Here is a 21447-nt window from a genome sequence, read left to right on the forward strand (position 1 = left end):
GTATACACTGGTTCGATTGGAAGCTCATGGCGCGTTTGTTTCACGTTCCCCTGTCCCCTTATTGCCGCAAGGTTCGTCTGTCTTTGGCGGAAAAGAAGATCGAGGTTGAGCTGGTCGAAGAGAAATACTGGGAGAAAGACCCGGATTTCCTGCGTCGCAACCCTGCCGGAAAGGTGCCGGTGTTGCGACTGGACGGGCAGGTGATGGCGGAAAGCGCGGCGATTTGTGAATATATCGAGGAAACGCGTCCGGAGCCTGCGTTGATGCCGAAAACACCCGAAAGCCGGTACGAAGTGCGGCGTCTGGTGGGATGGTTCGATGATAAGTTTCACCACGAGGTGACCTCGAAACTGCTGTATGAACGGGTGAACAAGAAAGTCACCGGTGAAGGCTATCCGGACAGCAAGAACGTCAAGGAAGGCGCGCGGGCAATCAAATATCATCTGGACTACATGGCCTGGCTTTTGGATCACCGCCGTTGGCTGGCGGGGGATCAGATGACATTGGCCGATTTTGCCGCTGCTGCGCATTTGTCAGCGCTGGATTATATCTCGGACGTGGACTGGAATAGATCGCAAGCGGTGAAAGACTGGTATGCCAAGATCAAGTCACGCCCCGCGTTTCGGTCGATTCTTGCGGATCAGGTGCCTGGATTCCGACCCCCTGCGCATTACGCCGATCTGGATTTCTGATAGGGTGGAACAAGGGCTGTCTGCCCCTTTTTGGCCCTATAGGCCAATTCACCCCCAAGGATATATTTTGGCCAGATGAAGAGCGGATCGGATCTAAAGGAAAAGTTGGTGGCGCAGGCACTGAGCGAGGGCTTTGTGTCTTGCCGGATTTGTCGACCCTGGGATGTACCGCAGGTGCCGTCACGGCTGGAGGCATTTCTTCAGGCTGAGTATCATGGGCAGATGGGATGGATGGCTGAGCGTACCCATTGGCGGGGTGATCCGGCGGCCCTGTGGCCCGAGGCGCGGTCGGTGATCATGCTGGCCGAAAGCTATGCGCCCGAGCATGATCCAACGGACGTATTCGATTACCCGGACAGGGCAGCGATTTCCGTTTATGCGCAGAACAAGGATTATCATGATCTTGTCAAGAAACGGCTGAAGCGGCTGGCGCGCTGGCTGATTGCCGAAAGCGGCGGAGAAGTTAAGGTTTTTGTTGATACCGCGCCTGTTCCAGAGAAGGCCTTAGGCCATGCCGCAGGGCTGGGTTGGCAGGGGAAACATACCAACCTTGTCAGCCGAGATTGGGGAAATTGGGCCTTTATAGGCTCTGTTTTCACGACATTGGACTTGCCGGTCGACGTGGCTGAAACAGATCATTGTGGAAAATGCCGGGCTTGTTTGGATTCATGTCCAACGGATGCGTTTCCGGCCCCGTATCAGTTGGATGCGCGGCGCTGCATTTCGTATCTGACAATCGAACATAAGGGTCCGATTGAGGAAGACCTGCGCGGCAAGCTGGGCAATCGGATTTACGGGTGCGACGATTGTCTGGCGGCCTGTCCGTGGAACAAATTCGCCGTTGCGGCCAGCGATGTCCGGTACGCCGCACGGGACGATCTGAAAGCGCCACCCCTGGCTGAGCTGGCGGTATTGGACGATGCCGCGTTTCGGGCGAAGTTTTCCGGTTCGCCCATCAAACGGATCGGGCGCGATCGGTTCGTGCGTAATGTTCTGTATGCCATCGGCAATTCGGGAATGGCTTCGTTGCGACCGGTGGCGCAAGGATTGGTGGAAGATCCAGACCCAACGGTGGCAGATGCCGCGCGCTGGGCGGTCGAACAACTGGCGTAAGTGCCGCAAACAGGCTGGACGTGTCGGTCCAAACCGCTACACCCATCAGCAGCGAACAGGAAGGAGAACCCGATGGCGCTGGCTTTGGGGGTGGATACGGGTGGAACATACACCGACGCGGTGCTGATCCGGGATGAGCGTGAGGTGATCGCCTCGGCCAAGTCCCTGACCACGCGAGCTGATCTGGCGATCGGTGTGGGTAAGGCTATTCAGGCGGTTCTGGATGCGGCGCAGGTGGCACCGGGGCAGATTTCCATGGCGTCCTTGTCGACCACACTGGCCACGAATGCGCTGGTTGAAGGGCAGGGTGGACGGGTTGCGTTAATCTATATCGGGTTCAAGGATGGTGATCTGGATAAGCACGGATTGCGGGATGCGCTAAAGGGCGATCCGGCGCTGGTAATTTCCGGGGGTCACACCCATGCCGGGGGAGAGACCACGCCGTTGGATGTGACCGCGTTGGACGCATTTTTAGACTCTCATAAAGGCATATCTGGCTTTGCGGTGGCCTCGCAATTCGCCACCCGCAACCCCGCACATGAGCTGGAGGCCGCACGGATCATCACCGACAGGACCGGCGCACCGGTGACATGCTCACATCATCTGTCAGCCAAATTGAACGGCCCGAAACGGGCGGTGACGGCGGTATTGAACGCCCGTTTGATCGGGATGATCGACCGGTTAATCGGGCGTGCACAGGATCGGTTGCTGGAATTGGGCATCACCGCGCCGATGATGGTTGTGCGTGGAGATGGTGCGTTGATGAGTGCCGAACAGGCAAGGGAACGCCCGATTGAGACCATACTCAGCGGACCTGCTGCGTCTATCGTCGGAGCCAGTTGGCTGACCGGGGCAGAGAATGCGCTGGTGTCGGATATCGGTGGAACGACCACGGATGTGGCCCTGATCCGCGATGGCAAACCTGCAATTGATCCAGCGGGCGCGCAGGTCGGCGGTTTCCGCACCATGGTTGAAGCCGTGGCGATGCGTACCCATGGTCTGGGTGGTGACAGTCAGATGCATGTGGTGACCGAAGGTTTGGGTGGCGGTGTGTTTTTGGGGCCGCGACGGGTTTTGCCGGTTTCCCTGATTGCATCTGAGGCACCAGATGTTGTCCACGCGGTTTTGGATATGCAATTGCGGTCCACAACGGTGGGCGAACATGATACCCGGTTTGCCCGCCAGGTCCCAGGCATCCACGCCGAAGGCCTGGGCGCGCGGGAAGAGGCGTTGATGGAGCGGTTGGGCAATAATGTCATGCCGCTCAGCGATCTATTGCGCACCCGGATGGAAAACGGTGCCCTGACGCGCCTGGTGGATCGCGGGATCGTTCAGGTCTCTGGCGTGACGCCTTCGGATGCCAGCCATATGTTGGGCCGGCTGGATGCGTGGGATGCGGATGCGGCGCGTAAAGCGTTGGAGATTGTCGCGCGCAAGCGTGTGGGAACCGGCGACATGTTGGCCGCATCACCGGAAAAGCTGGCGCAGATGATCGTGGACCAGTTGACCGAACAGACCGCATTGACCTTGTTAGAGAGTGCTTTTGCTGAAGAGGCCGATGACTTTGGCGTGCCCTCTGCTGATCTTGCCCGTCACGTTCTGACGCAAAAAGGGCTGGCGCGCCATCGTGGACTTTTGGCGCTGGATACAGCGTTGAATGTGGGTGTGGTGGGTCTTGGGGCCTCGGCCCCCAGCTATTACCCAGCGGTTGGGGAACGACTGCACGCCCGCATGATCCTGCCTGAACACGCGGGCGTGGCCAACGCCATCGGTGCTGTGGTCGGACGGCTGACCCTGCGCCGGTCCGGCACGGTGACATCCCCGTCCGAGGGGCGGTTCAGGGTACATCTTGAGGACGGTCCACAGGATTTCACCGAGTCCGACAAGGCGCTGGACATGCTTGAATCGGTGCTGCGGGACGAGGCAGAGGGCGCTGTGCGTCAGGCCGGGGCTGCGGATATACGGGTCGTGGTTGACCGGGACATCCGCACTGCCCGTATCGAAGCGCAGGAGGTATTCGTCGAGGCTATGGTCACCGTTGAGGCCAGTGGCAGGCCCCGCGTTGCGTCGGAATAGCCCCGCAGGGGGCTATCCGTATTATTCAGCCGCGTCGCGTTTGGGCAGAACCCACCCCGCGCGCGGGAAGTGGCAAGTGTAACCGTTTGGGATACGTTCCAGGTAATCCTGATGTTCGGGCTCGGCGTCCCAGAAATCACTGACGGTCTCGACCTCGGTCACCACTTTGCCGGGCCACAGACCGCTGGCATTCACATCGGCGATCGTATCCAGCGCCACTTGTTTTTGCTCGTCATCGACAAAATAGATGGCCGAGCGATAGCTCATCCCGCGATCATTGCCCTGACGGTTCGGCGTGGTCGGGTCGTGGATCTGAAAGAAAAACTCCAGCAATTCGCGATAGGTTATCTTGGCTGGATCGAAAAAGATCTCAATCCCTTCGGCATGGGTGCCGTGATTGCGATAGGTGGCATTGGGCACGTCACCGCCAGTATAGCCAACGCGCGTGCGCGACACGCCCGGCAATTTGCGGATCAGGTCTTGCATGCCCCAGAAACAGCCCCCGGCAAGAACGGCGCGTTGTTCGGTCATTTGATGTCCTCCACATGGATCAGGTACTCGCCATAACCTTCGGCCTCCATCTCATCGCGATGAATGAATCGCAAGGCGGCAGAGTTGATGCAGTAGCGCAGCCCGCCATGTTCACGCGGGCCGTCCGGGAACACATGCCCCAGATGGCTGTCGCCGTGTTTCGAGCGGACTTCGGTGCGGATCATACCATGGGTGGCGTCGTGAAACTCCTCCACATGCTCATGGATGATGGGCTTTGTGAAACTGGGCCAGCCGCAACCGGATTCGTATTTGTGGGTCGAGGCGAACAACGGCTCGCCCGAGACGATGTCCACGTAAATACCCGGTTCCTTGTTGCTCAGGTATTTGCCGGTTCCCGGGCGCTCAGTTCCGCTGCGCTGCGTGACGTGAAACTCTTCGGGCGACAATGCCGCGATGGCCTCGGGGGATTTAGTGAATTGGGTCATGGGTCCTCCGGTCATTAAGCTTGTGGCATAATCTGGGGGCAGGGGTGCAGAATTCAAAGCCCTATTTCAGTGTCCTCGCGCAGTCGTGCAGGTGATCTGCAATCGGTTTCCGTACGTAATGAGAGCAAAGGGAGGCCATGTAATGATCAGAATGCTTCTACTAACGGCTTTGATAATGCTTGGTCGCGCCGTTCAGGCCGCGCCGCTGGGCGGAGAATTCGCGTCAATCGATGGTGGCACCATTTCGATTGCAGATTGGAGGGGACAACCGGTTCTTGTCGTCAACACTGCGTCACACTGCGGATTTACCGGACAATATGAAGCTCTGCAAAAGGTGCATGAGGTTTATTCTAACCGCGGACTTGTGGTTTTGGCCGTGCCGTCAGACTCGTTCAATCAGGAGTTAGGGTCTGCTGAAGAAGTCTGGCAGTTCTGCGAGTTGAATTATGGACTAACATTGCCAATGACGGATATTACGCCGGTCAGGGGTGCCGATGCCCATCCATTTTACAAGGAGGTAAAGGCGCAAACCGGGTTTGAGCCTGGTTGGAATTTTAACAAAATATTGCTCGATCCCAACGGGGAAGTCGTCGTTACATATGGTGCAAATGTGAAACCAAACTCACCCAAGCTGCTGCGTCAGGTCGATGCTTTATTGCCCTGAGCAGGTTGGCGGGAAAGCTGCACTGCTAAAATGCCCAGTGTCGTGATCCCAACCCCGACAGCATCCAGCGGGCCTAGCTTTTCACCCAATAGAATAGCGGCGATGGTAACGCCGAAGACCGGGTTGAGGAAATGGAAGGTCGCCGCGCGGGTGGCTCCGATCCGGTCCAGCAGCAGAACCCAGATTAGGGTGGCCAACAGGCCCGGGAACAAAGTGGTATAGGTGAAGGCCATCGCCAGGGGCACGGTTGGGTGGATAAAGATCGTCTCGAATATGGGGGCGGCAACAAACAGAACGGCTGAGCCCACAAGCATCTGCAATCCGACTACCATCATGAAATTGCCGCCCGATGTGGCGCCGCGGATGGTCAGTGTGGCAAAAGTCAGCGCCAGTGCCCCGATACAACACAAAGCCACACCAAACAGGTCGAGGCCACCGCCGATGCGGGTGCTCATGATCAGGGCGACGCCAGCAAATCCGGCGATCAGACCCAGCACCGCAACCGGGCGCAGCTTTTCACCCAAAAACAACCATCCGGCCAAAGCGACCAGTAACGGCATGGTGGACGCGATTATAGCCGCCACCGAGGCTTCGACTGTTTGCATCGCATAGAAATTCAGACCCAAATAAAGGGCATTCTGGCAAATTCCGAACAGAATTGTAGCGCGCCACTGGGATCGGGTCAGGTGCCAGCTTTGCCCCATGGCCCGTGCGATAGCCACGCCTATCAATCCCGATATCAAGAACCGCAGTGCCAGCGAGAACAGAGGCGACGCATCGGCAACGATGATCCGGGCTGAGGTAAAAGCCGAGGACCAGATAAAAGCAAAAACCAGCCCCATGGCGATGGCGCGCAGATCCATTGAGCATCCCCCAGTCAGAACGCGGCGACTGTTTCCGAATTTCTATCAGGCCGCAAGCGCCCCTTGCCAAAAAACCACACCTTTGGGGCAAGCGTGAAAACTGCGACGTTTTTATTGATTGACTGGCCAATTAAAGATAAATGCGAAAAATCTGGCTGATTATGGGAGGTTTGTCAGTGCTTCTGGAATACATTCTGTCTTTTGGCGTCCTATTGGCTTTGGGCCTGGTCGCTTTCTTCGTTGTGAAATGGTGGAATCTGCGCTGTGTCGGTGTGACACCTGTTCATCTGTTCACCTTCATCGCGATCCTGTTCACATCCGGTCTGGATGTAGGTCTGATCATGTTCCCGCTGACCGAGTTCGGCGGCTATGCCGAAGATCCAGCCTATGCCTTTGCCAATCCGCTGGCGATCGAGTTCGGGTTCTGGGGCTTTCTGATCTGGGCCTTCTATTTCCTGACCGCATTCTACTTCTGCGTGATCGAACCGCGGGTCAAGTTCTTTGAGATCCCGCTGGTCAAGCTGATCAACAACGTGGTCATCATCGGCACCTGCGCCTTTACGGCCAGCCTGTTCCTGATCTACCTGCCCGGCTACCTGCCCGAGGTCGGAGACGGCGAATCCGTGGTCACCACCTTCTATGTCATCGTATTTGTGGTCATTCTGGCGGCGGCCTATTCGTCGACCGACCTGAAATACGTGCGTATCCTTTCGGTGGGCTCGACCTTTCTGTTTCTGGCGCTAATCTTTGGCATGTGGGTTGCAGCTGGCATGGGCTTTACCGGTTTTGCGGAAACCAGCAGCAATATCGGGGCCTATTTCGCCAACCTGCACAAATTCGTCCTGCCGCTGACCGACTATCACGCCTTCTACCTGTTCTGGTGGTTTGCGTGGTCGATCATGATTGGCCAGTTCACCTCGCGCTTTGTGGGTGGGTTGAAGACCTGGCAATTGCTGGCGGCACTGCTGATCTTCCCGTCGATCCCGTTGGCGATCTGGTTCACCGTTCTCTACTACTATCACCTGAACGGCATCAGCACCGCAGGCATCACCAACATCGCGATGGTGATTGTGGGCGTGACCTTCGTGATCAACTCGCTGGACTCGCTGATTAGGCTCTATACCGACAACCTGAACATGACGGTCGAGCGGTTTGGCAAGGCGATCTATGTGGCAGGCAATGTCGTGCTGCTGTTCGTGCTGACCCTGTTGTTCCAGAGCCAGTGGTTGCAGATCCAATGGATCGGAGCGGTGGTCGTCGGCCTGTACCTGGCCTGCGTGGTCTATATCCTGATCGCCAAGCGCAAAGAGGTACTGAGCATCGATTCGATGCCCGAAGACCGCGACCTGGATTTCCACAAGGTTGAGACGGTTCACTGATCAACTTTGTCGATTAACCAAACAACGGGCGCCAAGGCGCCCGTTGTTTCCATCGGAAAAGCAGGCAGTTTTCGCAGCTTTGCAGAGTAAGATTATTGCTTTGCGTCGGCTTGTGAAATCTAATGTGTATGCGTAGCTTAAGATTATGAAAAGAATAATTCTTTTACTGCTATTCTCATTGCTTGCCTTTGCTTTTGCTTATCAGTCCTATCGATTGGCGGCTCTTGAGAGCCTGAGCGGTCGACAAAATTCCTACATTCGTTTGATTGATGAAACCGCGAAAGTTGGCTGTTTGAAGAAGCACGCTTTCGTCGAGGTTTTAACATCAAAAAACTTGCACCACTGGGTTATTGACGCCGAAAGTTCTTTAGTAAGTAGTGAAAAGCTTCCAGATGAAACAGCTTTGATAGAAGTCTTATTGAGGCCAAATCCCTTCCTTGCGCCTCCAGTTTTCACGAGGTTTTATTTTGACGAGGCGGATTGCTGGTTGCCAATTTAAGTTTTTAAACAGGGTTTTGATCTTTGGGCCGAAAGAACTCATCGCAATCGAAATTGCTTCTAGTCGCTAGGTGCAAAAAAAACGCCCAAAATATCGGAAAGAAACAACGCATAAGAGTTGTTGAAGAGCTATGAAGCCCTACCTCGTCTGTAAGGGCGATAGGAAACTTCATGCTGGAAGAAAAACGCAAAGATCTGGACTCGGAAAAACAGAAGAAACTGCTGTTTAGGCTTGTGGATGAACTCAGCCGGTCTTCGCCGGATTTGTACTATCGCTCGACCAGCGAAATTGCCGCGTATCTCGAGGCATACATTCGCAAAGGGGCAAAACTGTCTGCTGATGACAGGGCTTTGATGATCCGCCTCAACCGCCGCGATTTGGAAGTGCTGCTAAGCCTGCACTGAGGCAAAGAAAAAGGGCCCCCAATCGGCGGCCCTCAATCGCTTGTCCGTATAGACTGGGATCAGCCGTTCACGCTGTCTTTCAGAGCCTTCGCGATGGTCATCTTGACCACCTTGTCGGCTTCTTTCTTGAACTGCTCGCCGGTGGCGGGGTTGCGCACCATGCGCTCGGGGCGCTCGCGGCAGTAGATTTTGCCAACGCCGGGCAGGGTTACCGCACCACCAGCAGACACTTCGCGGGTGATCAGGCCGGTCACGGCCTCCAGCGCGGCGTTTGCAGCTTTCTTGTCGGTTCCCATTTCCTCAGCGAGAGCAGCAACCAGCTGAGTCTTTGTCATAGGCTTTGCCATTTCTTGGTCTCCTTAACGTGCCCGATAAATAGGGCCTCACCGCGTAACTGTAACGGGATATTGTGGGCGAACACAACGAATAGTAGCGTCGAAAACCCTAAAAATAGGGGGATTTCGTTGCTTTTTTGCTTCAGAGAAAGGCCGTTTCGTCAAATGAACGCAATTTCCGGCTGTGCAGACGCTCTAACGGCATGCCGCGCAGGTGTTCCATCGCACGGATTCCGATCGCCAGATGGCGGCTGACCTGAGTGGTATAGAACGCCGACGCCATGCCGGGAAGCTTTAATTCACCATGCAGCGGTTTGTCGGACACACACAGCAATGTGCCGTATGGAACCCGGAACCGATAGCCATTGGCGGCGATGGTGGCGCTTTCCATATCCAGCGCAATCGCGCGGGATTGGCTGAGGCGTTGGACTGGGCCGGATTGGTCGCGCAGTTCCCAGTTGCGGTTGTCGACCGAGGCGACGGTACCTGTCCGCATGATCCGCTTGAGTTCATAGCCTTCCAGTTCGGTGACTTCGGCCACGGCGCGTTCCAACGCGACCTGAATCTCGGCCAGGGGCGGGATCGGCACCCAGACGGGTAGGTCGTCGTCCAGTACCTTGTCTTCGCGTAGATAGGCATGGGCCAGCACAAAATCCCCCAATGCCTGCGTGTTCCGTAACCCGGCGCAATGGCCCACCATCAACCAGGCATGCGGGCGCAGGACGGCAATATGGTCGGTGGCTGTTTTGGCGTTCGACGGCCCCACCCCGATATTGACCAGAGTAATCCCGGACCCATCCTCGCGTTTGAGGTGATAGGTCGGCATTTGCGGCAGTTTCAGGGGTTGGTCCAATGTGCCATCTGGCGAGGTGATCTCGACATTTCCGGTTGAAACAAAGCTGGTATAGCCGCTTTCCGGATCGGCCAGCTGTGATCGGGCATAGTTTTCGAATTCGGACACATAGAACTGGTAGTTGGTGAACAACACGTGGTTCTGGAAATGGCTGGGATCGGTCGCCGTATAATGCGCCAGCCTTGCCAGTGAATAATCCACCCGTTGCGCGGTGAACAAGGCCAGCGGGCCGTGATCCCCTTCGTGATCATGAACCCCGTTAACGATGTCATCATTGGTTGTTGTCAGATCCGGCACGTCGAACACATCGCGCAGCGTAAACCCGGCTGCTCCCTGATGCGGAACCACCAGGTCGGGATTGTTGGCAACAGCGAAATGCACCGGGATCGGCGTGTCCGACGCACCGATGGACACTGGTTGGCCATGGTTGCGGATCAAAAGGGCGATCTGCTGCGTCAGGTAGGAGCGGAACAAATCAGGACGTGTCACCGTGGTTGCATGGGTGCCGGGTTCAGAGACGTGACCAAAACTAAGCCGGCTGTCGACCTGAGCATAGGTTGCCGTTTTGATGCGAATTTCCGGGTAATAGGCCCTGAATCGTTCGGGCGGTGCCTCCCCTTCTATTGCCTTGGCAAAGCTGTCGCAGAGGAACTGGGTCGCCTGATCGTAAATCTGTTCCAGACGAGCCACCGCCGCCGCGGGATCAGTAAACTTTTCGGGTGTAGGAACGTCGGGTGTTCTGATTATTGTCATGCAAGGGGTTCCAAAAGGTCGATCTTTTCAAAGGTCCGCACATCCACCAGCCCAAGGTCTGAAATCCTCAATTCGGGAATCACGACTAAGGCCAGCAGCGAGTGCTGCATATACGCGTTGTTCAACTGGCAGCCGCAGGCCTGCATAGCCGCGACCATCTGTTCTGCTTTCGCCGCCACTTCAGTCGCTGGGCTATCCGACATCAGGCCTGCAATGGGCAGTTCCACCAGTGCCAGTTCCGCGCCATCGCGGAATATAGTGATGCCGCCACCCACCTCGGCCAAACGGTTTACTGCCAGTGCCATCTGGTCTCGGTCGGTGCCGACAACGATCATGTGGTGACTGTCATGCGCCACAGTCGAAGCCATCGCCATTTTGCCTTGATATCCAAAGCCCGAGACAAAGGCGTTTGTCACCCCCCCGGTGGCGCGGTGGCGCTCGACCAGCGCGATCTGGCAGACCTCGCCTTCGCCTTCGACCAACCCGCCGATGATTGGCAGCTCGCATTTCAGCGCCTTTGTGGGGGCCTGATTTTCCACAACGCCAATCACATTGGCCTGCACACGATTGGCACCTGCGGGGGCATTGATTTCGAAATCCGCACCGGTCAGTGCGTGCCCCAAATGTACGGTGTCGCGCGCAGTACCCGGCCAGTTCAGGTGCGGGCAATCTACTGAAATTGCGCCCTTTTCGGCGGCAATCTGACCCCGGGCGATGACCATCTCGATGGGCAGCTCCATCAGGTCCGAGCTGAGAATAATATCCGCTCGCCGTCCCGGAGTGATCGAACCGATCTCACGCTCCAACCCGAAATGGGTGGCCGTATTGATCGTTGCCATCTGCAAGGCCACCAGCGGATCGCAACCACAAGCAATTGCATGGCGCACAACCCGATTCATGTGTCCGTCATTGACCAAGGTGCCGGAATGACAATCATCGGTACACAGGATGAAATTGCGCGGGTCCAATCCTTTATCGGTGACCGCTGTGATCTGGCTTTCCACATCAAACCAAGCCGAGCCCAGCCGCATCATCGACCGCATGCCCTGCCGCACGCGGGCAATGGCATCGGCCTCGCAGGTGCCTTCGTGATCATCCGCTGGTCCGCCGGCCACATATGCTGCAAAATCAGGCCCTAAATCAGGCGAAGCGTAATGCCCACCGACTGTTTTCCCGGCTCGCTGAGTCGCCGCGATTTCAGCCAGCATCTTTGGATCACCGTGAATAACACCGGGGAAATTCATCATCTCGCCCAGCCCGATGATGCCCGGCCAGTTCATGGCCTCTGCCACATCCTCGGCCGTAATTTCATAACCTGTGGTCTCAAGCCCCGGTGCCGACGGCGCACATGACGGCATCTGCGTGAAGATGTTCACCGGCTGCATCAGCGCCTCATCATGCATCATGCGCACGCCGTCCAGCCCCAGCACATTCGCAATCTCATGCGGGTCGGTGAACATCGAGGTGGTGCCATGCGGAATCACCGCGCGGGCAAATTCAGCCGGGGTCAACATCCCCGATTCGATATGCATATGGGCGTCGCACAGTCCCGGCAGCATATAGCGACCATGTGCTTCGATGATCTGCGTGTCGGGGCCAATGCAATGGGACGCGTCGGGCCCAACATACGCGATGCGCCCGGCGGCAATGGCAATGTCGTGATCGGGTAGGGTTTCGCGGCTATGTACATTCACCCAAGTGCCGCCGAGAATGACCAAATCCGCGGCCTCCCGTCCCGCGGCAACGGCAATCAATTTAGGGGCGACATCGGGCCAGCTTGGGAAAGGTGTGTATTCCATGGCTCAACTTTCCTGAATGCAGAGAAAGGTTCAACCCCCACCGTACAGCTGTCATGAAACCGTCACGCAGCGCGTCAGCGCTGCCGGACCCAACCAGAGGAAGTGCCGCACAGCGGCAGTGACGATGGGCGGGAGTACCCCTTATCAAGACTTCGCGTCTGCCTCCATCTCGCGGCACAACCAATCTGCAAAAGCCAGCGCCCCCGGGGTTTCTTCGGCTTGGGGTGACAATAACAGATAATAGGCTTCGGGCATTGGAGCGCGATGGGCAAAGGGGGCCACAAGCCGCCCCTGTTCGATCAAGCCGCGTGCAATAGTGTCGTGGGTCAGGCATAGCCCCCCGCCTGCCATCGCGACGGACAGGCTGACCAAATAGGTTGTCGAGTAAGTGATAGGCGGATTTTCCCAAATTAGAGCCTGTTCTTCGGCCCAATTTGCCCAGTTTGACAGCAGATTCGAACAATCGAACAACGGCTTTAGTTGCAGCGTGTCCAGCATCACTTCATAGCCCGGTGCACAGACTGGGTAATAATAATCGGTCCGCAACAATTCCGTTCGCACCATATCGGATGGGCGCAGAGAAAATCGGATTTCCACGGCGGCCCCTTCGGCCATCTCCCGCGGCTCCCATAATTCGGTAAAAATGTTCAGTTGGACTTCTGGGTGTGCCTCGCGGAATTGCGGCAGGCGCGGGGCCAGCCAATTGACGGCAAACGTGATGTTGCTTTGCACCTGAACGGCGTTTTGCTGCGCGCCTGTGACGGCTTGCGTGCCGCGGACCAGCGTTCGAAACGCCTCGCGCACCACCGGCAGATAGGTGATGCCGGCCTCGGTCAGTTCCAGCGCGCGCGGGCGGCGCAGGAACAGGGGCTGGCCCAGATATCCCTCCAACGATTTGATCTGCTGGCTGACCGCGCTTTGGGTCATGTTCAGGTCGCGGGCAGCGCCGGTGAAGGACAAGTGGCGCGCAGCGGCTTCAAACGTGCGTAACCACCCCAGCGGAGGAAGCTGTTTCTGCATTCGCATAATCCTGCCATTAGCTCAACTTATGAATTAGGACTGTTTTTTTCGTTGGTCAATTTTTTAAAGCGCAGGCAGGCTTTTCCGCAGCCCCAACCACCCTATCGGAGCCCGCAATGACCGTCACAAACCTGCGCCCCAATATCGACCATTGGGAGGACCGCGTAGATCTTGCCGCCACCTTTCGTTGGACAGAACGTCTGAACATGCATGAAGGCGTCGCCAATCATTTCAGTCTGGCAGTGAATGAAAATGGTACGCAGTTTCTGATGAATGCCAATCAGATGCATTTTGCCCGTATCAAGGCCTCGAATCTGTTGCTGCTGGATGCCAATGACCCGGACGTCATGTCCCAGCCCGGGGCGCCTGACCCAACCGCGTGGGGATTGCATGGCTCGATCCACCGCCATTGCCCGCATGCGCGCTGTGTGATGCATGTGCATTCGATCTTTGCCACCGTTCTGGCCTCGCTGGCCGACAGTCGCCTGCCGCCGATCGATCAGAATACGGCCACCTTCTACAATCGCTATGTGGTGGACAACGAATTTGGTGGTCTGGCCTTTGAAAGCGAAGGTGAGCGCTGCGCGTCAATGCTGTCGGATCCGCAGAAGAAGGTCATGATCATGGGCAACCATGGCGTGTTGGTGATCGGAAGCGATCCCGCGGATGCGTTCAACCGGTTGTATTATTTCGAACGTGCGGCCGAAACGTATATCCGTGCGCTGCAAACCGGCCAGCCGTTGCGCGTGTTGTCGGATGAGATTGCCGAAAAGACGGCACAGGAACTGGACGAGTATCCCGACCAGGCCGATGCGCATCTGCGCGAAATCAAGGCTCTGCTGGATGCCGATGGCTCAGACTACGCCACATAAAGGGTAATGCTATGACTGATTCTACTCAGGACCCCGAAGCCGCCCGCTGGAATTACCACCCCGAAGGGCCAGTGGGATTGAATCCGTTGTTCAACTGGCCCCCGCGCCCCGCTGCCGTGCTGAAATGGTATAGCGGTGCCTGGTTGCAGATCACGTCGCTGACGCTGTGCTTGGTGCTGGCGGTGACGGCCTATGTGCTCTTTTTCCCAGCGTTAGAGACTATGAAAAGTTTCGCGCCCGGCTGGATGTTCCGCATTTGGCTGCTGAACATGGTGCCTCAGATTCTAATCGCGGGTGGTCTGCACTGGTGGCTGTACATGCGCAAAGGGCAGGGCATGTACAAAAAGTTCGACCGCCGCGACCTGACCCGCAGCAACGGCACGTTCACCTTTCGCAATCAGGTTTGGGACAATATCTGGTGGACGCTGGGCAGCGCGATGACAGTCGCGACAGTGTATCAGTGGATCATCTACTGGGCGATGGCGAACGGCTATGTGCCCACCGTAACTTGGGCCAACGCGCCGGTCTGGTGCATTGTTTGGCTGGCATTCATCCCGATGTGGTCGGGATTGCATTTTTACTGGGTACATCGGCTGGAACATCACCCCAAGCTGTATAAACACGTGCATGCCGTGCATCACCGCAACGTAAATACGGGGCCGTGGTCAGGCATTTCAAACCATTGGTTTGAAAACATCCTGTACTTCACCACCTACTTCATCCACTTGATCGTGCCCTCGCATCCGCTGCACCTGCTGTTCCATGCCTATTTCCAACAGGTCAGCCCGGTCCTGTCGCATTCCGGATTTGAAAAGCTGCGTGCCCGGGAAACCGATGCCGCCCGCGCAGGGGACTTCTTCCACCAGCTGCATCATCGCTATTTCGAGTGCAACTACGGCACCTCTGAGATTCCGTTCGACAAGTGGTTTGGCACCTATCACGACGGCTCGGCCGAGGCGACGACGCGGACGCGCGCTTTCAAAAAGCAGATGTATACCTAAAAGGTCAGCTCCGCTCGAACAAGGCGATCAGAGCGGTGTCATCCTTGTTGGGGCCTGCGGCGAGGTCCCCATAGATGCGCACCTCAGGCAGGGTCAGGTTTCGAATCTGGCCCTGCGCCAGTTTGTGCAAGGTTTCGGCAAAGCCCATTTTCTCATAGTGTTTTGCGTTGATCGACAGGGCGAACTGTGCGCCGGGGCGGGCAATGCGCAGCAGGGCGAGCAGGGCCTCGGGTCCCAGATGGCCGTGGGTGAAAGTGCCCGAGGATACGATGCCCGCATAGCTGTCGCGCGGGACCGGGATACCCTGGTTCAGATCGGCCTCAATCGCGTCGCGGTAGATATCCTTGCGCATGGCCTGATCCAGCATTTCGGCGCTGATGTCCGTGGCATCAATTGGCCCGACGCCCAGACCGGCCAGAACCGCACCGCACAATCCTGTGCCTGCGCCCACATCCAGAACCGGGCCTTGCCCACCCGCGCTCACAAAGGCACGGGCCGTGTGGATGTGCAGTTGATAGTCTTCCAGCGCGGCAAAGGAATCGTCATAGTCCCCGGCCCACTCGGCATAGAGCCGTTTGTGTTCTTCCGGTGAGTCTAGGGCATAGGCAGCGTGCAGATTGGGCGTTTTGTCACTCATACCCAAAAGAAAGGCGCATTGAGGGATTCGAATCAAGTATTCCGGCGCAATTGCTTGCATCCGCCGGGATTGCGGATCATCTAAGGCGCCATGATAGGAACTCTTTTTTCGTTCGGCCATGGATATTCGGCGCAAGCCTTGTCCCAGCTACTGAATCCACAAGGCTGGCGCATCTACGGCACCACACGCGACCCGGCCCAATCCCCCGCTATTCGCGCATCCGGAGCAGACCCGCTGGTCTGGCCAGGGCAGGTGCCGAATCTGGACGGGGTGACGCATTTGCTGATTTCGACGGCGCCGAAAGCGGACGGAGACCCGGTGCTAGCTGCCCTGCAGGATGAGATTGCCGCGCGGGCTGCACAGTTTGAATGGGTGGGATACCTGTCGACGACCGCAGTCTATGGCGATCATCAGGGTGCATGGGTGGATGAAACTACCCCGCCTGCGCCCACGGCTGAGCGTGGCAGATGGCGGGTGAAGGCTGAACGGCAGTGGATGAGCATCCCTGAGCTGCCCACACATATTTTCCGGCTGGCGGGCATCTATGGTCCCGGTCGCGGTCCGTTTTCCAAGCTCAAACGCGCGGGGATGCGGCGTATTATCAAGCCCGGTCAGGTGTTTTCGCGCATTCACGTCGCGGATATCGCACAGGTTCTGGCCGCCTCGATGGCCGCGCCCAACCCTGGTGCCATATATAACATCTGCGATGATGAGCCGGTGCCACCGCAGGACGTTATCGCCTATGCCGCTGAGCTGCAGGGCCTGCCCTTACCGCCAGAGGTGCCGTTCGACGAGGCTGATCTGACCCCCATGGCCCGCAGTTTCTATAACGAGAATAAGCGGGTCAGGAATGATCGGATCAAGGACGAACTGGGTGTACGTCTGCTTTATCCTGATTACCGCACGGGACTTGAGGCCCTGATGAAAGACGCCTGACGCTCAGCCATCGGCCTTGATCAGATCGGCGGCCTTTTCGGCAATCATGATAGTGGGCGCATTGGTGTTACCGGACACCAGCGTCGGCATAACCGAAGCGTCGATCACGCGCAGCGCATCGATACCGCGTACGCGCAATTCCGGGTCGACCACGGCCATGTCATCCAAACCCATTTTGCAGGTCCCGACCGGGTGATAGATCGTGTCGGCGCGATCGCGGATGTGGTTTTCCCAATCGGCATCGGTTTGCGCGGTTTCGGTTCCGAACATTTCCTTGTGCCGATACTTCTCCAGCGCCGGGGCCTGAATGATGTCACGCGTCATCCGCGCGCCCTTGATCAGTGTTTCCAGATCACGGTCGTCAGACAGAAACGCTGGATCAATGGCAGGGGCGGCGAATGGGTCGGCGCTGTGCAGCCCCACCGTGCCCCGGCTTTCGGGACGCAATTTGCAGACGTGACAAGTAAAGCCGTGACCGTAATGCAATTTGCGGGCATGGTCATCAACCAACGCAATGGTGAAATGCAGCTGAATATCAGGCCGATCCAGATCAGGCGATGTTTTCAGAAAAGCCGCCCCTTCGGCAAACGGCGTGGCCGCCATTGAAACGCCGGTCTTGCGCCAACGAAGCAGGTGCCGCAGCAGGTTCAATGATGCGGCCGCCCCGATCCCGAAACTGTCAGTGTCTTTGGTTTTGTAGGACAGAATAAAATCTAGGTGATCCTGCAGGTTCTGGCCAACGCCGGGCAGGTTATGGCGCACCGTGATGCCGTGTCGGGCAAGGTCCGCGCCATCCCCAATTCCTGACAGTTGCAGCAATTGCGGAGATTTGAGTGCACCGGCACAAATCAGCACTTCTCGTCTGGCCGTAACCACGACGTCGGGCCCTTTGCCTTTTTTCTTGAAGATCACGCCGCTCGCGCGCTTGTCGTCGAATGTCAGCTCTTTTGCCACTGCATGAGTGATGACTTTCAGGTTCGGGCGGTCCATCACCGGAAAGACATAGGCCGCAGCTGCTGAACAACGCTCTCCATTTCGGGCCGGGTCGTGAAATTGGGTCACTTGGTACAGGCCGACCCCCTCATTGTCGCCACGGTTAAAGTCATGCGTGCGGCGGTGCTGCAATTGTTCGGCTGCGCGGATGAAATCATGAGTGATCGGGCGCGGCTCTTTTTGGTGTGAAACCTGAACCGGACCGCTGTCACCATGCAGATCATCGGCTCCGTCCTCATTATTCTCGGACCGTTTGAAATAGGGTAGAACGCTCTCCCAATCCCAGCCGGTGCAGCCCAGATCGGACCAGCCGTCATAGTCCTGACGCTGTCCCCGTATGTAAAGCATCGCATTGATGGCACTGGACCCACCCAGTGCCTTGCCGCGCGGCTGATATCCCCGGCGTCCGTTCAGGCCCGGCTGCGGCACGGTCTCGAACGCCCAGTTGTTGATCTTTGGCCGCCCGGGCAGGGCAGCGACCACGGCCGAGGGCATACGGACCAGAATACTGTCGCCACGACCGCCGGCCTCAAGCAGGCAAACGCGGGTGTTTGGGTCGGCGCTGAGGCGATTGGCCAGTACCGAACCCGCGGACCCGCCGCCAACGATGACGTAGTCGAATTCCATCCTGACTCCCTCAGTGCCGGATCGGGCATGGCTATGCCTGTAACCTTCCGTGGGTCTGACTGTGGCGCAGCGATCGAAAAAAACAATTGGCGCTATTGGGATGTGACCCAAGGTTATTTTGTGGTGCTGCCGGTGAATGGGTCGGAACGCGGTGGAATATGAAAAAACCATAATCGTTTCCTATTGCATTCATCATTAAACAAAACTTTTATGCATGATTTTGATTTGCTACTTCTGGTGGTGACAAGACCAAAGAGTCGCCGATCCCCCCCGAGCGAAAAACGCGTGCCCCTGGGCGCGCGTTAAGGGCGGGTAAAGGTGTCATCTGCATGAGTTCTTGATCGACCAAGTTTGAACCGTGCGAACCTGCCGGAAATTAGCCAGGAATGGAGATCGATATGGATGGAAGTGATAACCCCAAAACGGGCGGATGCCCGGTGATGCATGGCGCCGGAACCCGGTCAAACCGGGATTGGTGGCCCAACCAACTGAACTTGTCGATCCTACACCAGCATGCGCCCGCGTCGAACCCGCTTGGGGGCGATTTTAATTACGCGGAAGAGTTCAAGAAGCTGGACATGAAAGCGCTGAAGGAAGACCTGTACGCGCTGATGACGGATTCTCAGGATTGGTGGCCGGCGGATTACGGTCATTACGGTGGACTGTTCATCCGGATGGCTTGGCACAGCGCTGGGACCTACCGGACCGCAGATGGCCGTGGTGGCGCGTCGACCGGCAACCAACGCTTTGCGCCGCTGAACAGCTGGCCGGACAACGGCAACCTGGATAAGGCGCGCCGTCTGTTGTGGCCAATCAAACAGAAATACGGCAATCAGATTTCCTGGGCAGATCTGATTATTTTGGCCGGTAACTGCGCCATCGAATCCATGGGTGGCAAGACCTTTGGCTTTGCCGGTGGCCGCGAAGACATCTGGGCACCCGAAGAAGACATCTATTGGGGTACGGAAACGGAATGGCTCGCTCCGACAGACAATCCTCACAGCCGCTATTCAGGCGAGCGTGATCTGGAAAACCCGCTGGCCGCCGTGCAGATGGGCCTGATCTATGTGAACCCCGAGGGCCCCGACGGGCAGCCTGATGCGTTGGCCTCTGGTCGTGACATCCGCGACACGTTTGGTCGGATGGCAATGAATGACGAAGAGACAGTCGCATTGGTCGCGGGTGGTCACACTTTTGGCAAGGCACACGGCGCAGGTGATCCCGATCTGGTTGGTCCGGAACCCGAGGCTGCGCCGATCGAGGAAATGGGCCTTGGCTGGATAAACAAGTTCGGTTCGGGCAAGGGTGACGACACCACCACCAGCGGGATCGAAGGGGCGTGGACCGCGAACCCGATCCAATGGGACAATGGCTATTTCGACCTGCTGTTCGGCTATGACTGGAACCTGACCAAAAGCCCCTCGGGCGCCTGGATCTGGGAACCGGTCGGCGTGAAAGAAGAAGATATGGCCCCCGCGGCGCATGATCCGTCGAAAAAGGTCAAGACAATGATGACCACGGCGGACATGGCGATGCGCATGGACCCGATCTATGGCCCGATCTCAAAGCGGTTCCACGAGAACCCGGAAGAGTTCGCGGACGCCTTTGCCCGTGCCTGGTTCAAGCTGACCCACCGCGATATGGGCCCGCGCTCGAACTATATCGGTGATGAGGCCCCGACCGAAGAGTTGTTGTGGCAGGACAATGTACCGGCCGTGGATCACGATCTGATCGACGACATGGATGCGGCTGACCTGAAGAGCAAGATTCTGGCAACCGGCCTGTCGGTCTCTGAACTGGTGTCGACTGCCTGGGCTTCGGCCTCGACATTCCGCGGGTCGGACAAGCGCGGCGGAGCCAATGGCGCCCGCATCCGTCTTTCGCCGCAGAAAGACTGGGACGTGAACGAACCAATGAAGCTGTCCAAGGCGCTGGATGCGTTGGAAGGCGTTCAGAAAGCGTTTAACGATGCGCAGTCGGGCAACAAACGGGTCTCATTGGCCGATGTGATCGTTCTGGGCGGCGCAGCCGGTATTGAACAGGCCGCCAAAGCGGCGGGTCATGAGGTTCAGGTACCGTTCGCCCCGGGCCGCACCGATGCGACGCAGGATCAGACAGATATCGAGTCGTTCTCGGTGATGGAGCCAATTGCAGACGGCTTCCGGAACTATCAAAAGTCCGACTACAGCGTATCGCCCGAAGAGCTATTGATCGACCGGGCGCAGCTACTGGCTCTGTCAGCCCCGGAAATGACGGCGCTGGTTGGCGGGCTTCGGGTAATGGGCGCAACGTTCGGCGACACAACACATGGTGTGTTCACTGACAACGTCGGCACGCTCAGCACCGATTTCTTTACCAACCTGCTGGACATGGGTACTGAGTGGAAGCCTGCGGGCAACGGCGTCTATGAAGGCCGCGACCGCGCCAGCGGGGCGGTCAAGTGGACCGGTACGCGTGTTGATCTGGTCTTTGGGTCGAACTCGCAACTGCGGGCGCTGGTCGAGATCTACGGTCAGGCTGATGCCGGGGGCAAATTCGTCTGCGACTTTGTTTCGGCCTGGAACAAGGTGATGAACGCGGATCGCTTCGATCTGTCATAAACACGCGACTAACGTAATGATTGCGCCGTCCGAAGAGACTCGGGCGGCGTTTTCTTTGGCCCAGCCCCGGGCGCATACCAAGCATTGGGTACGATTCCGCCCATAGACCAACCCTTCCCCCAATTTCAGTGGCCTGTAAGCGGGTTTTTCCCACGAATTGTTAAGTTAACTTATTGATTTCATTAAGGTGGGTAAGTTTCTGCGGGGAAAAGCGAAGTTTTTTCAAAATGGGGGTTGCAGGTCCCAGACCTAATCCGTAAATACCCCTTCACCGGCGCTGCTGAGGCGGTGTTGGGACGCTGGAGACGGCGGAGACGCTCAGGAGAGACTGGGGGCATCTTGAGGGATTTGTTA

At 57.3% G+C, this 21447-nt stretch carries 20 protein-coding genes; 11 read left to right on the forward strand and 9 right to left on the reverse strand.

Annotated features, from left to right (window positions below):
- Positions 1-26: 26 nt before the first annotated feature.
- The 3 genes from fzlA (at position 27) to ACR0B8_RS19805 (ending at position 3881) form a co-directional block, all read left to right on the forward strand.
- The gene (fzlA, locus tag ACR0B8_RS19795; RefSeq protein ID WP_170349481.1) at positions 27-692 is read left to right on the forward strand and encodes an FtsZ-binding protein FzlA; all 666 of its coding nucleotides are present in this window, start codon (positions 27-29) and stop codon (positions 690-692) included.
- A gap of 75 nt (positions 693-767) precedes the next feature.
- Entirely contained in the window at positions 768-1805 is a 1038-nt protein-coding gene (queG, locus tag ACR0B8_RS19800) for a tRNA epoxyqueuosine(34) reductase QueG (RefSeq protein ID WP_170376664.1), read from the forward strand.
- Positions 1806-1877: 72 nt separating this feature from the next.
- Positions 1878-3881 carry a hydantoinase/oxoprolinase family protein gene (locus ACR0B8_RS19805; RefSeq protein ID WP_170361172.1) on the forward strand — a complete coding sequence of 668 codons (2004 nt, stop codon included), beginning with the start codon at positions 1878-1880 and terminating at the stop codon, positions 3879-3881.
- 21 nt (positions 3882-3902) lie between these two features.
- On the opposite strand, the gene msrA is transcribed toward ACR0B8_RS19805, so the two are convergent.
- The gene (msrA, locus tag ACR0B8_RS19810; protein WP_170376669.1) at positions 3903-4412 is read right to left on the reverse strand and encodes a peptide-methionine (S)-S-oxide reductase MsrA; all 510 of its coding nucleotides are present in this window, start codon (positions 4410-4412) and stop codon (positions 3903-3905) included.
- On the reverse strand, positions 4409-4858 hold the full coding sequence (gene msrB / locus ACR0B8_RS19815; protein ID WP_170349474.1) for a peptide-methionine (R)-S-oxide reductase MsrB: 450 nt from the start codon (positions 4856-4858) through the stop codon (positions 4409-4411). Before msrB ends, msrA begins: the two co-directional genes overlap by 4 nt.
- A gap of 142 nt (positions 4859-5000) precedes the next feature.
- Between msrB and ACR0B8_RS19820 the strand changes: the two genes are divergently transcribed.
- Entirely contained in the window at positions 5001-5522 is a 522-nt protein-coding gene (locus tag ACR0B8_RS19820; protein ID WP_480659394.1) for a glutathione peroxidase, read from the forward strand.
- On the opposite strand, the gene ACR0B8_RS19825 is transcribed toward ACR0B8_RS19820, so the two are convergent.
- A complete protein-coding gene (locus ACR0B8_RS19825; RefSeq protein ID WP_170361180.1) occupies positions 5498-6385 on the reverse strand; it encodes a DMT family transporter in 888 nt (295 codons plus the stop codon). The genes ACR0B8_RS19820 and ACR0B8_RS19825 overlap by 25 nt on opposite strands.
- 182 nt (positions 6386-6567) lie before the next feature.
- Here ACR0B8_RS19825 and ACR0B8_RS19830 point away from each other — a divergent pair, with 182 nt between their 5' ends.
- The 3 genes from ACR0B8_RS19830 (at position 6568) to ACR0B8_RS19840 (ending at position 8667) form a co-directional block, all read left to right on the forward strand.
- The gene (locus ACR0B8_RS19830) at positions 6568-7764 is read left to right on the forward strand and encodes a BCCT family transporter (protein ID WP_226688998.1); all 1197 of its coding nucleotides are present in this window, start codon (positions 6568-6570) and stop codon (positions 7762-7764) included.
- A gap of 145 nt (positions 7765-7909) precedes the next feature.
- A complete protein-coding gene (locus ACR0B8_RS19835) occupies positions 7910-8263 on the forward strand; it encodes a hypothetical protein (RefSeq protein WP_480659392.1) in 354 nt (117 codons plus the stop codon).
- A gap of 170 nt (positions 8264-8433) precedes the next feature.
- The gene (locus ACR0B8_RS19840; protein WP_170550462.1) at positions 8434-8667 is read left to right on the forward strand and encodes a hypothetical protein; all 234 of its coding nucleotides are present in this window, start codon (positions 8434-8436) and stop codon (positions 8665-8667) included.
- A 59-nt stretch (positions 8668-8726) separates the two neighbouring features.
- Here the strand turns inward: ACR0B8_RS19840 and ACR0B8_RS19845 are convergent, their stop codons facing one another.
- From ACR0B8_RS19845 to ACR0B8_RS19860, 4 genes are all read right to left on the reverse strand, one after another.
- Positions 8727-9014 carry an HU family DNA-binding protein gene (locus tag ACR0B8_RS19845; protein WP_170349467.1) on the reverse strand — a complete coding sequence of 96 codons (288 nt, stop codon included), beginning with the start codon at positions 9012-9014 and terminating at the stop codon, positions 8727-8729.
- Positions 9015-9144: 130 nt separating this feature from the next.
- Positions 9145-10608: an AMP nucleosidase gene (locus ACR0B8_RS19850; protein ID WP_226688983.1), complete on the reverse strand. Its 1464-nt coding sequence runs from the start codon at positions 10606-10608 to the stop codon at positions 9145-9147.
- Positions 10605-12407 carry an adenine deaminase gene (gene ade, locus ACR0B8_RS19855; protein ID WP_226688982.1) on the reverse strand — a complete coding sequence of 601 codons (1803 nt, stop codon included), beginning with the start codon at positions 12405-12407 and terminating at the stop codon, positions 10605-10607. Before ade ends, ACR0B8_RS19850 begins: the two co-directional genes overlap by 4 nt.
- A gap of 144 nt (positions 12408-12551) precedes the next feature.
- Positions 12552-13427: a LysR family transcriptional regulator gene (locus ACR0B8_RS19860; protein WP_226688981.1), complete on the reverse strand. Its 876-nt coding sequence runs from the start codon at positions 13425-13427 to the stop codon at positions 12552-12554.
- Positions 13428-13543: 116 nt separating this feature from the next.
- Between ACR0B8_RS19860 and ACR0B8_RS19865 the strand changes: the two genes are divergently transcribed.
- On the forward strand, positions 13544-14299 hold the full coding sequence (locus tag ACR0B8_RS19865; RefSeq protein WP_226688980.1) for a class II aldolase and adducin N-terminal domain-containing protein: 756 nt from the start codon (positions 13544-13546) through the stop codon (positions 14297-14299).
- An 11-nt stretch (positions 14300-14310) separates the two neighbouring features.
- Positions 14311-15300, forward strand: coding sequence for a sterol desaturase family protein (locus tag ACR0B8_RS19870; protein ID WP_226688979.1), 990 nt, complete (start codon positions 14311-14313; stop codon positions 15298-15300).
- A gap of 4 nt (positions 15301-15304) precedes the next feature.
- On the opposite strand, the gene ACR0B8_RS19875 is transcribed toward ACR0B8_RS19870, so the two are convergent.
- A complete protein-coding gene (locus ACR0B8_RS19875; protein ID WP_170376693.1) occupies positions 15305-15937 on the reverse strand; it encodes a class I SAM-dependent DNA methyltransferase in 633 nt (210 codons plus the stop codon).
- A 90-nt stretch (positions 15938-16027) separates the two neighbouring features.
- Here ACR0B8_RS19875 and ACR0B8_RS19880 point away from each other — a divergent pair, with 90 nt between their 5' ends.
- A complete protein-coding gene (locus ACR0B8_RS19880; protein ID WP_480659388.1) occupies positions 16028-16873 on the forward strand; it encodes an SDR family oxidoreductase in 846 nt (281 codons plus the stop codon).
- Positions 16874-16876: 3 nt separating this feature from the next.
- On the opposite strand, the gene ACR0B8_RS19885 is transcribed toward ACR0B8_RS19880, so the two are convergent.
- Positions 16877-18493 carry a GMC family oxidoreductase gene (locus ACR0B8_RS19885; protein WP_480659386.1) on the reverse strand — a complete coding sequence of 539 codons (1617 nt, stop codon included), beginning with the start codon at positions 18491-18493 and terminating at the stop codon, positions 16877-16879.
- A 398-nt stretch (positions 18494-18891) separates the two neighbouring features.
- Between ACR0B8_RS19885 and katG the strand changes: the two genes are divergently transcribed.
- Positions 18892-21093 carry a catalase/peroxidase HPI gene (katG, locus tag ACR0B8_RS19890; RefSeq protein WP_226688976.1) on the forward strand — a complete coding sequence of 734 codons (2202 nt, stop codon included), beginning with the start codon at positions 18892-18894 and terminating at the stop codon, positions 21091-21093.
- Positions 21094-21447: the final 354 nt, after the last annotated feature.

The sequence above is a fragment of the Ruegeria sp. BH6 genome, from assembly GCF_056538105.1.

Excerpts from the sequence above, each read along its gene's own strand:
- fzlA (WP_170349481.1), top strand. The coding sequence starts at position 27 with ATGGCGCGTTTGTTTCACGTTCCCCTGTCCCCTTATTGCCGCAAGGTT.
- queG (WP_170376664.1), top strand. The coding sequence starts at position 768 with ATGAAGAGCGGATCGGATCTAAAGGAAAAGTTGGTGGCGCAGGCACTG.
- ACR0B8_RS19805 (WP_170361172.1), top strand. The coding sequence starts at position 1,878 with ATGGCGCTGGCTTTGGGGGTGGATACGGGTGGAACATACACCGACGCG.
- msrA (WP_170376669.1), bottom strand. The coding sequence starts at position 4,412 with ATGACCGAACAACGCGCCGTTCTTGCCGGGGGCTGTTTCTGGGGCATG.
- msrB (WP_170349474.1), bottom strand. The coding sequence starts at position 4,858 with ATGACCCAATTCACTAAATCCCCCGAGGCCATCGCGGCATTGTCGCCC.
- ACR0B8_RS19820 (WP_480659394.1), top strand. The coding sequence starts at position 5,001 with ATGATCAGAATGCTTCTACTAACGGCTTTGATAATGCTTGGTCGCGCC.
- ACR0B8_RS19825 (WP_170361180.1), bottom strand. The coding sequence starts at position 6,385 with ATGGATCTGCGCGCCATCGCCATGGGGCTGGTTTTTGCTTTTATCTGG.
- ACR0B8_RS19835 (WP_480659392.1), top strand. The coding sequence starts at position 7,910 with ATGAAAAGAATAATTCTTTTACTGCTATTCTCATTGCTTGCCTTTGCT.
- ACR0B8_RS19840 (WP_170550462.1), top strand. The coding sequence starts at position 8,434 with ATGCTGGAAGAAAAACGCAAAGATCTGGACTCGGAAAAACAGAAGAAA.
- ACR0B8_RS19845 (WP_170349467.1), bottom strand. The coding sequence starts at position 9,014 with ATGGCAAAGCCTATGACAAAGACTCAGCTGGTTGCTGCTCTCGCTGAG.
- ACR0B8_RS19850 (WP_226688983.1), bottom strand. The coding sequence starts at position 10,608 with ATGACAATAATCAGAACACCCGACGTTCCTACACCCGAAAAGTTTACT.
- ade (WP_226688982.1), bottom strand. The coding sequence starts at position 12,407 with ATGGAATACACACCTTTCCCAAGCTGGCCCGATGTCGCCCCTAAATTG.
- ACR0B8_RS19860 (WP_226688981.1), bottom strand. The coding sequence starts at position 13,427 with ATGCAGAAACAGCTTCCTCCGCTGGGGTGGTTACGCACGTTTGAAGCC.
- ACR0B8_RS19865 (WP_226688980.1), top strand. The coding sequence starts at position 13,544 with ATGACCGTCACAAACCTGCGCCCCAATATCGACCATTGGGAGGACCGC.
- ACR0B8_RS19870 (WP_226688979.1), top strand. The coding sequence starts at position 14,311 with ATGACTGATTCTACTCAGGACCCCGAAGCCGCCCGCTGGAATTACCAC.
- ACR0B8_RS19875 (WP_170376693.1), bottom strand. The coding sequence starts at position 15,937 with ATGAGTGACAAAACGCCCAATCTGCACGCTGCCTATGCCCTAGACTCA.
- ACR0B8_RS19880 (WP_480659388.1), top strand. The coding sequence starts at position 16,028 with ATGATAGGAACTCTTTTTTCGTTCGGCCATGGATATTCGGCGCAAGCC.
- ACR0B8_RS19885 (WP_480659386.1), bottom strand. The coding sequence starts at position 18,493 with ATGGAATTCGACTACGTCATCGTTGGCGGCGGGTCCGCGGGTTCGGTA.
- katG (WP_226688976.1), top strand. The coding sequence starts at position 18,892 with ATGGATGGAAGTGATAACCCCAAAACGGGCGGATGCCCGGTGATGCAT.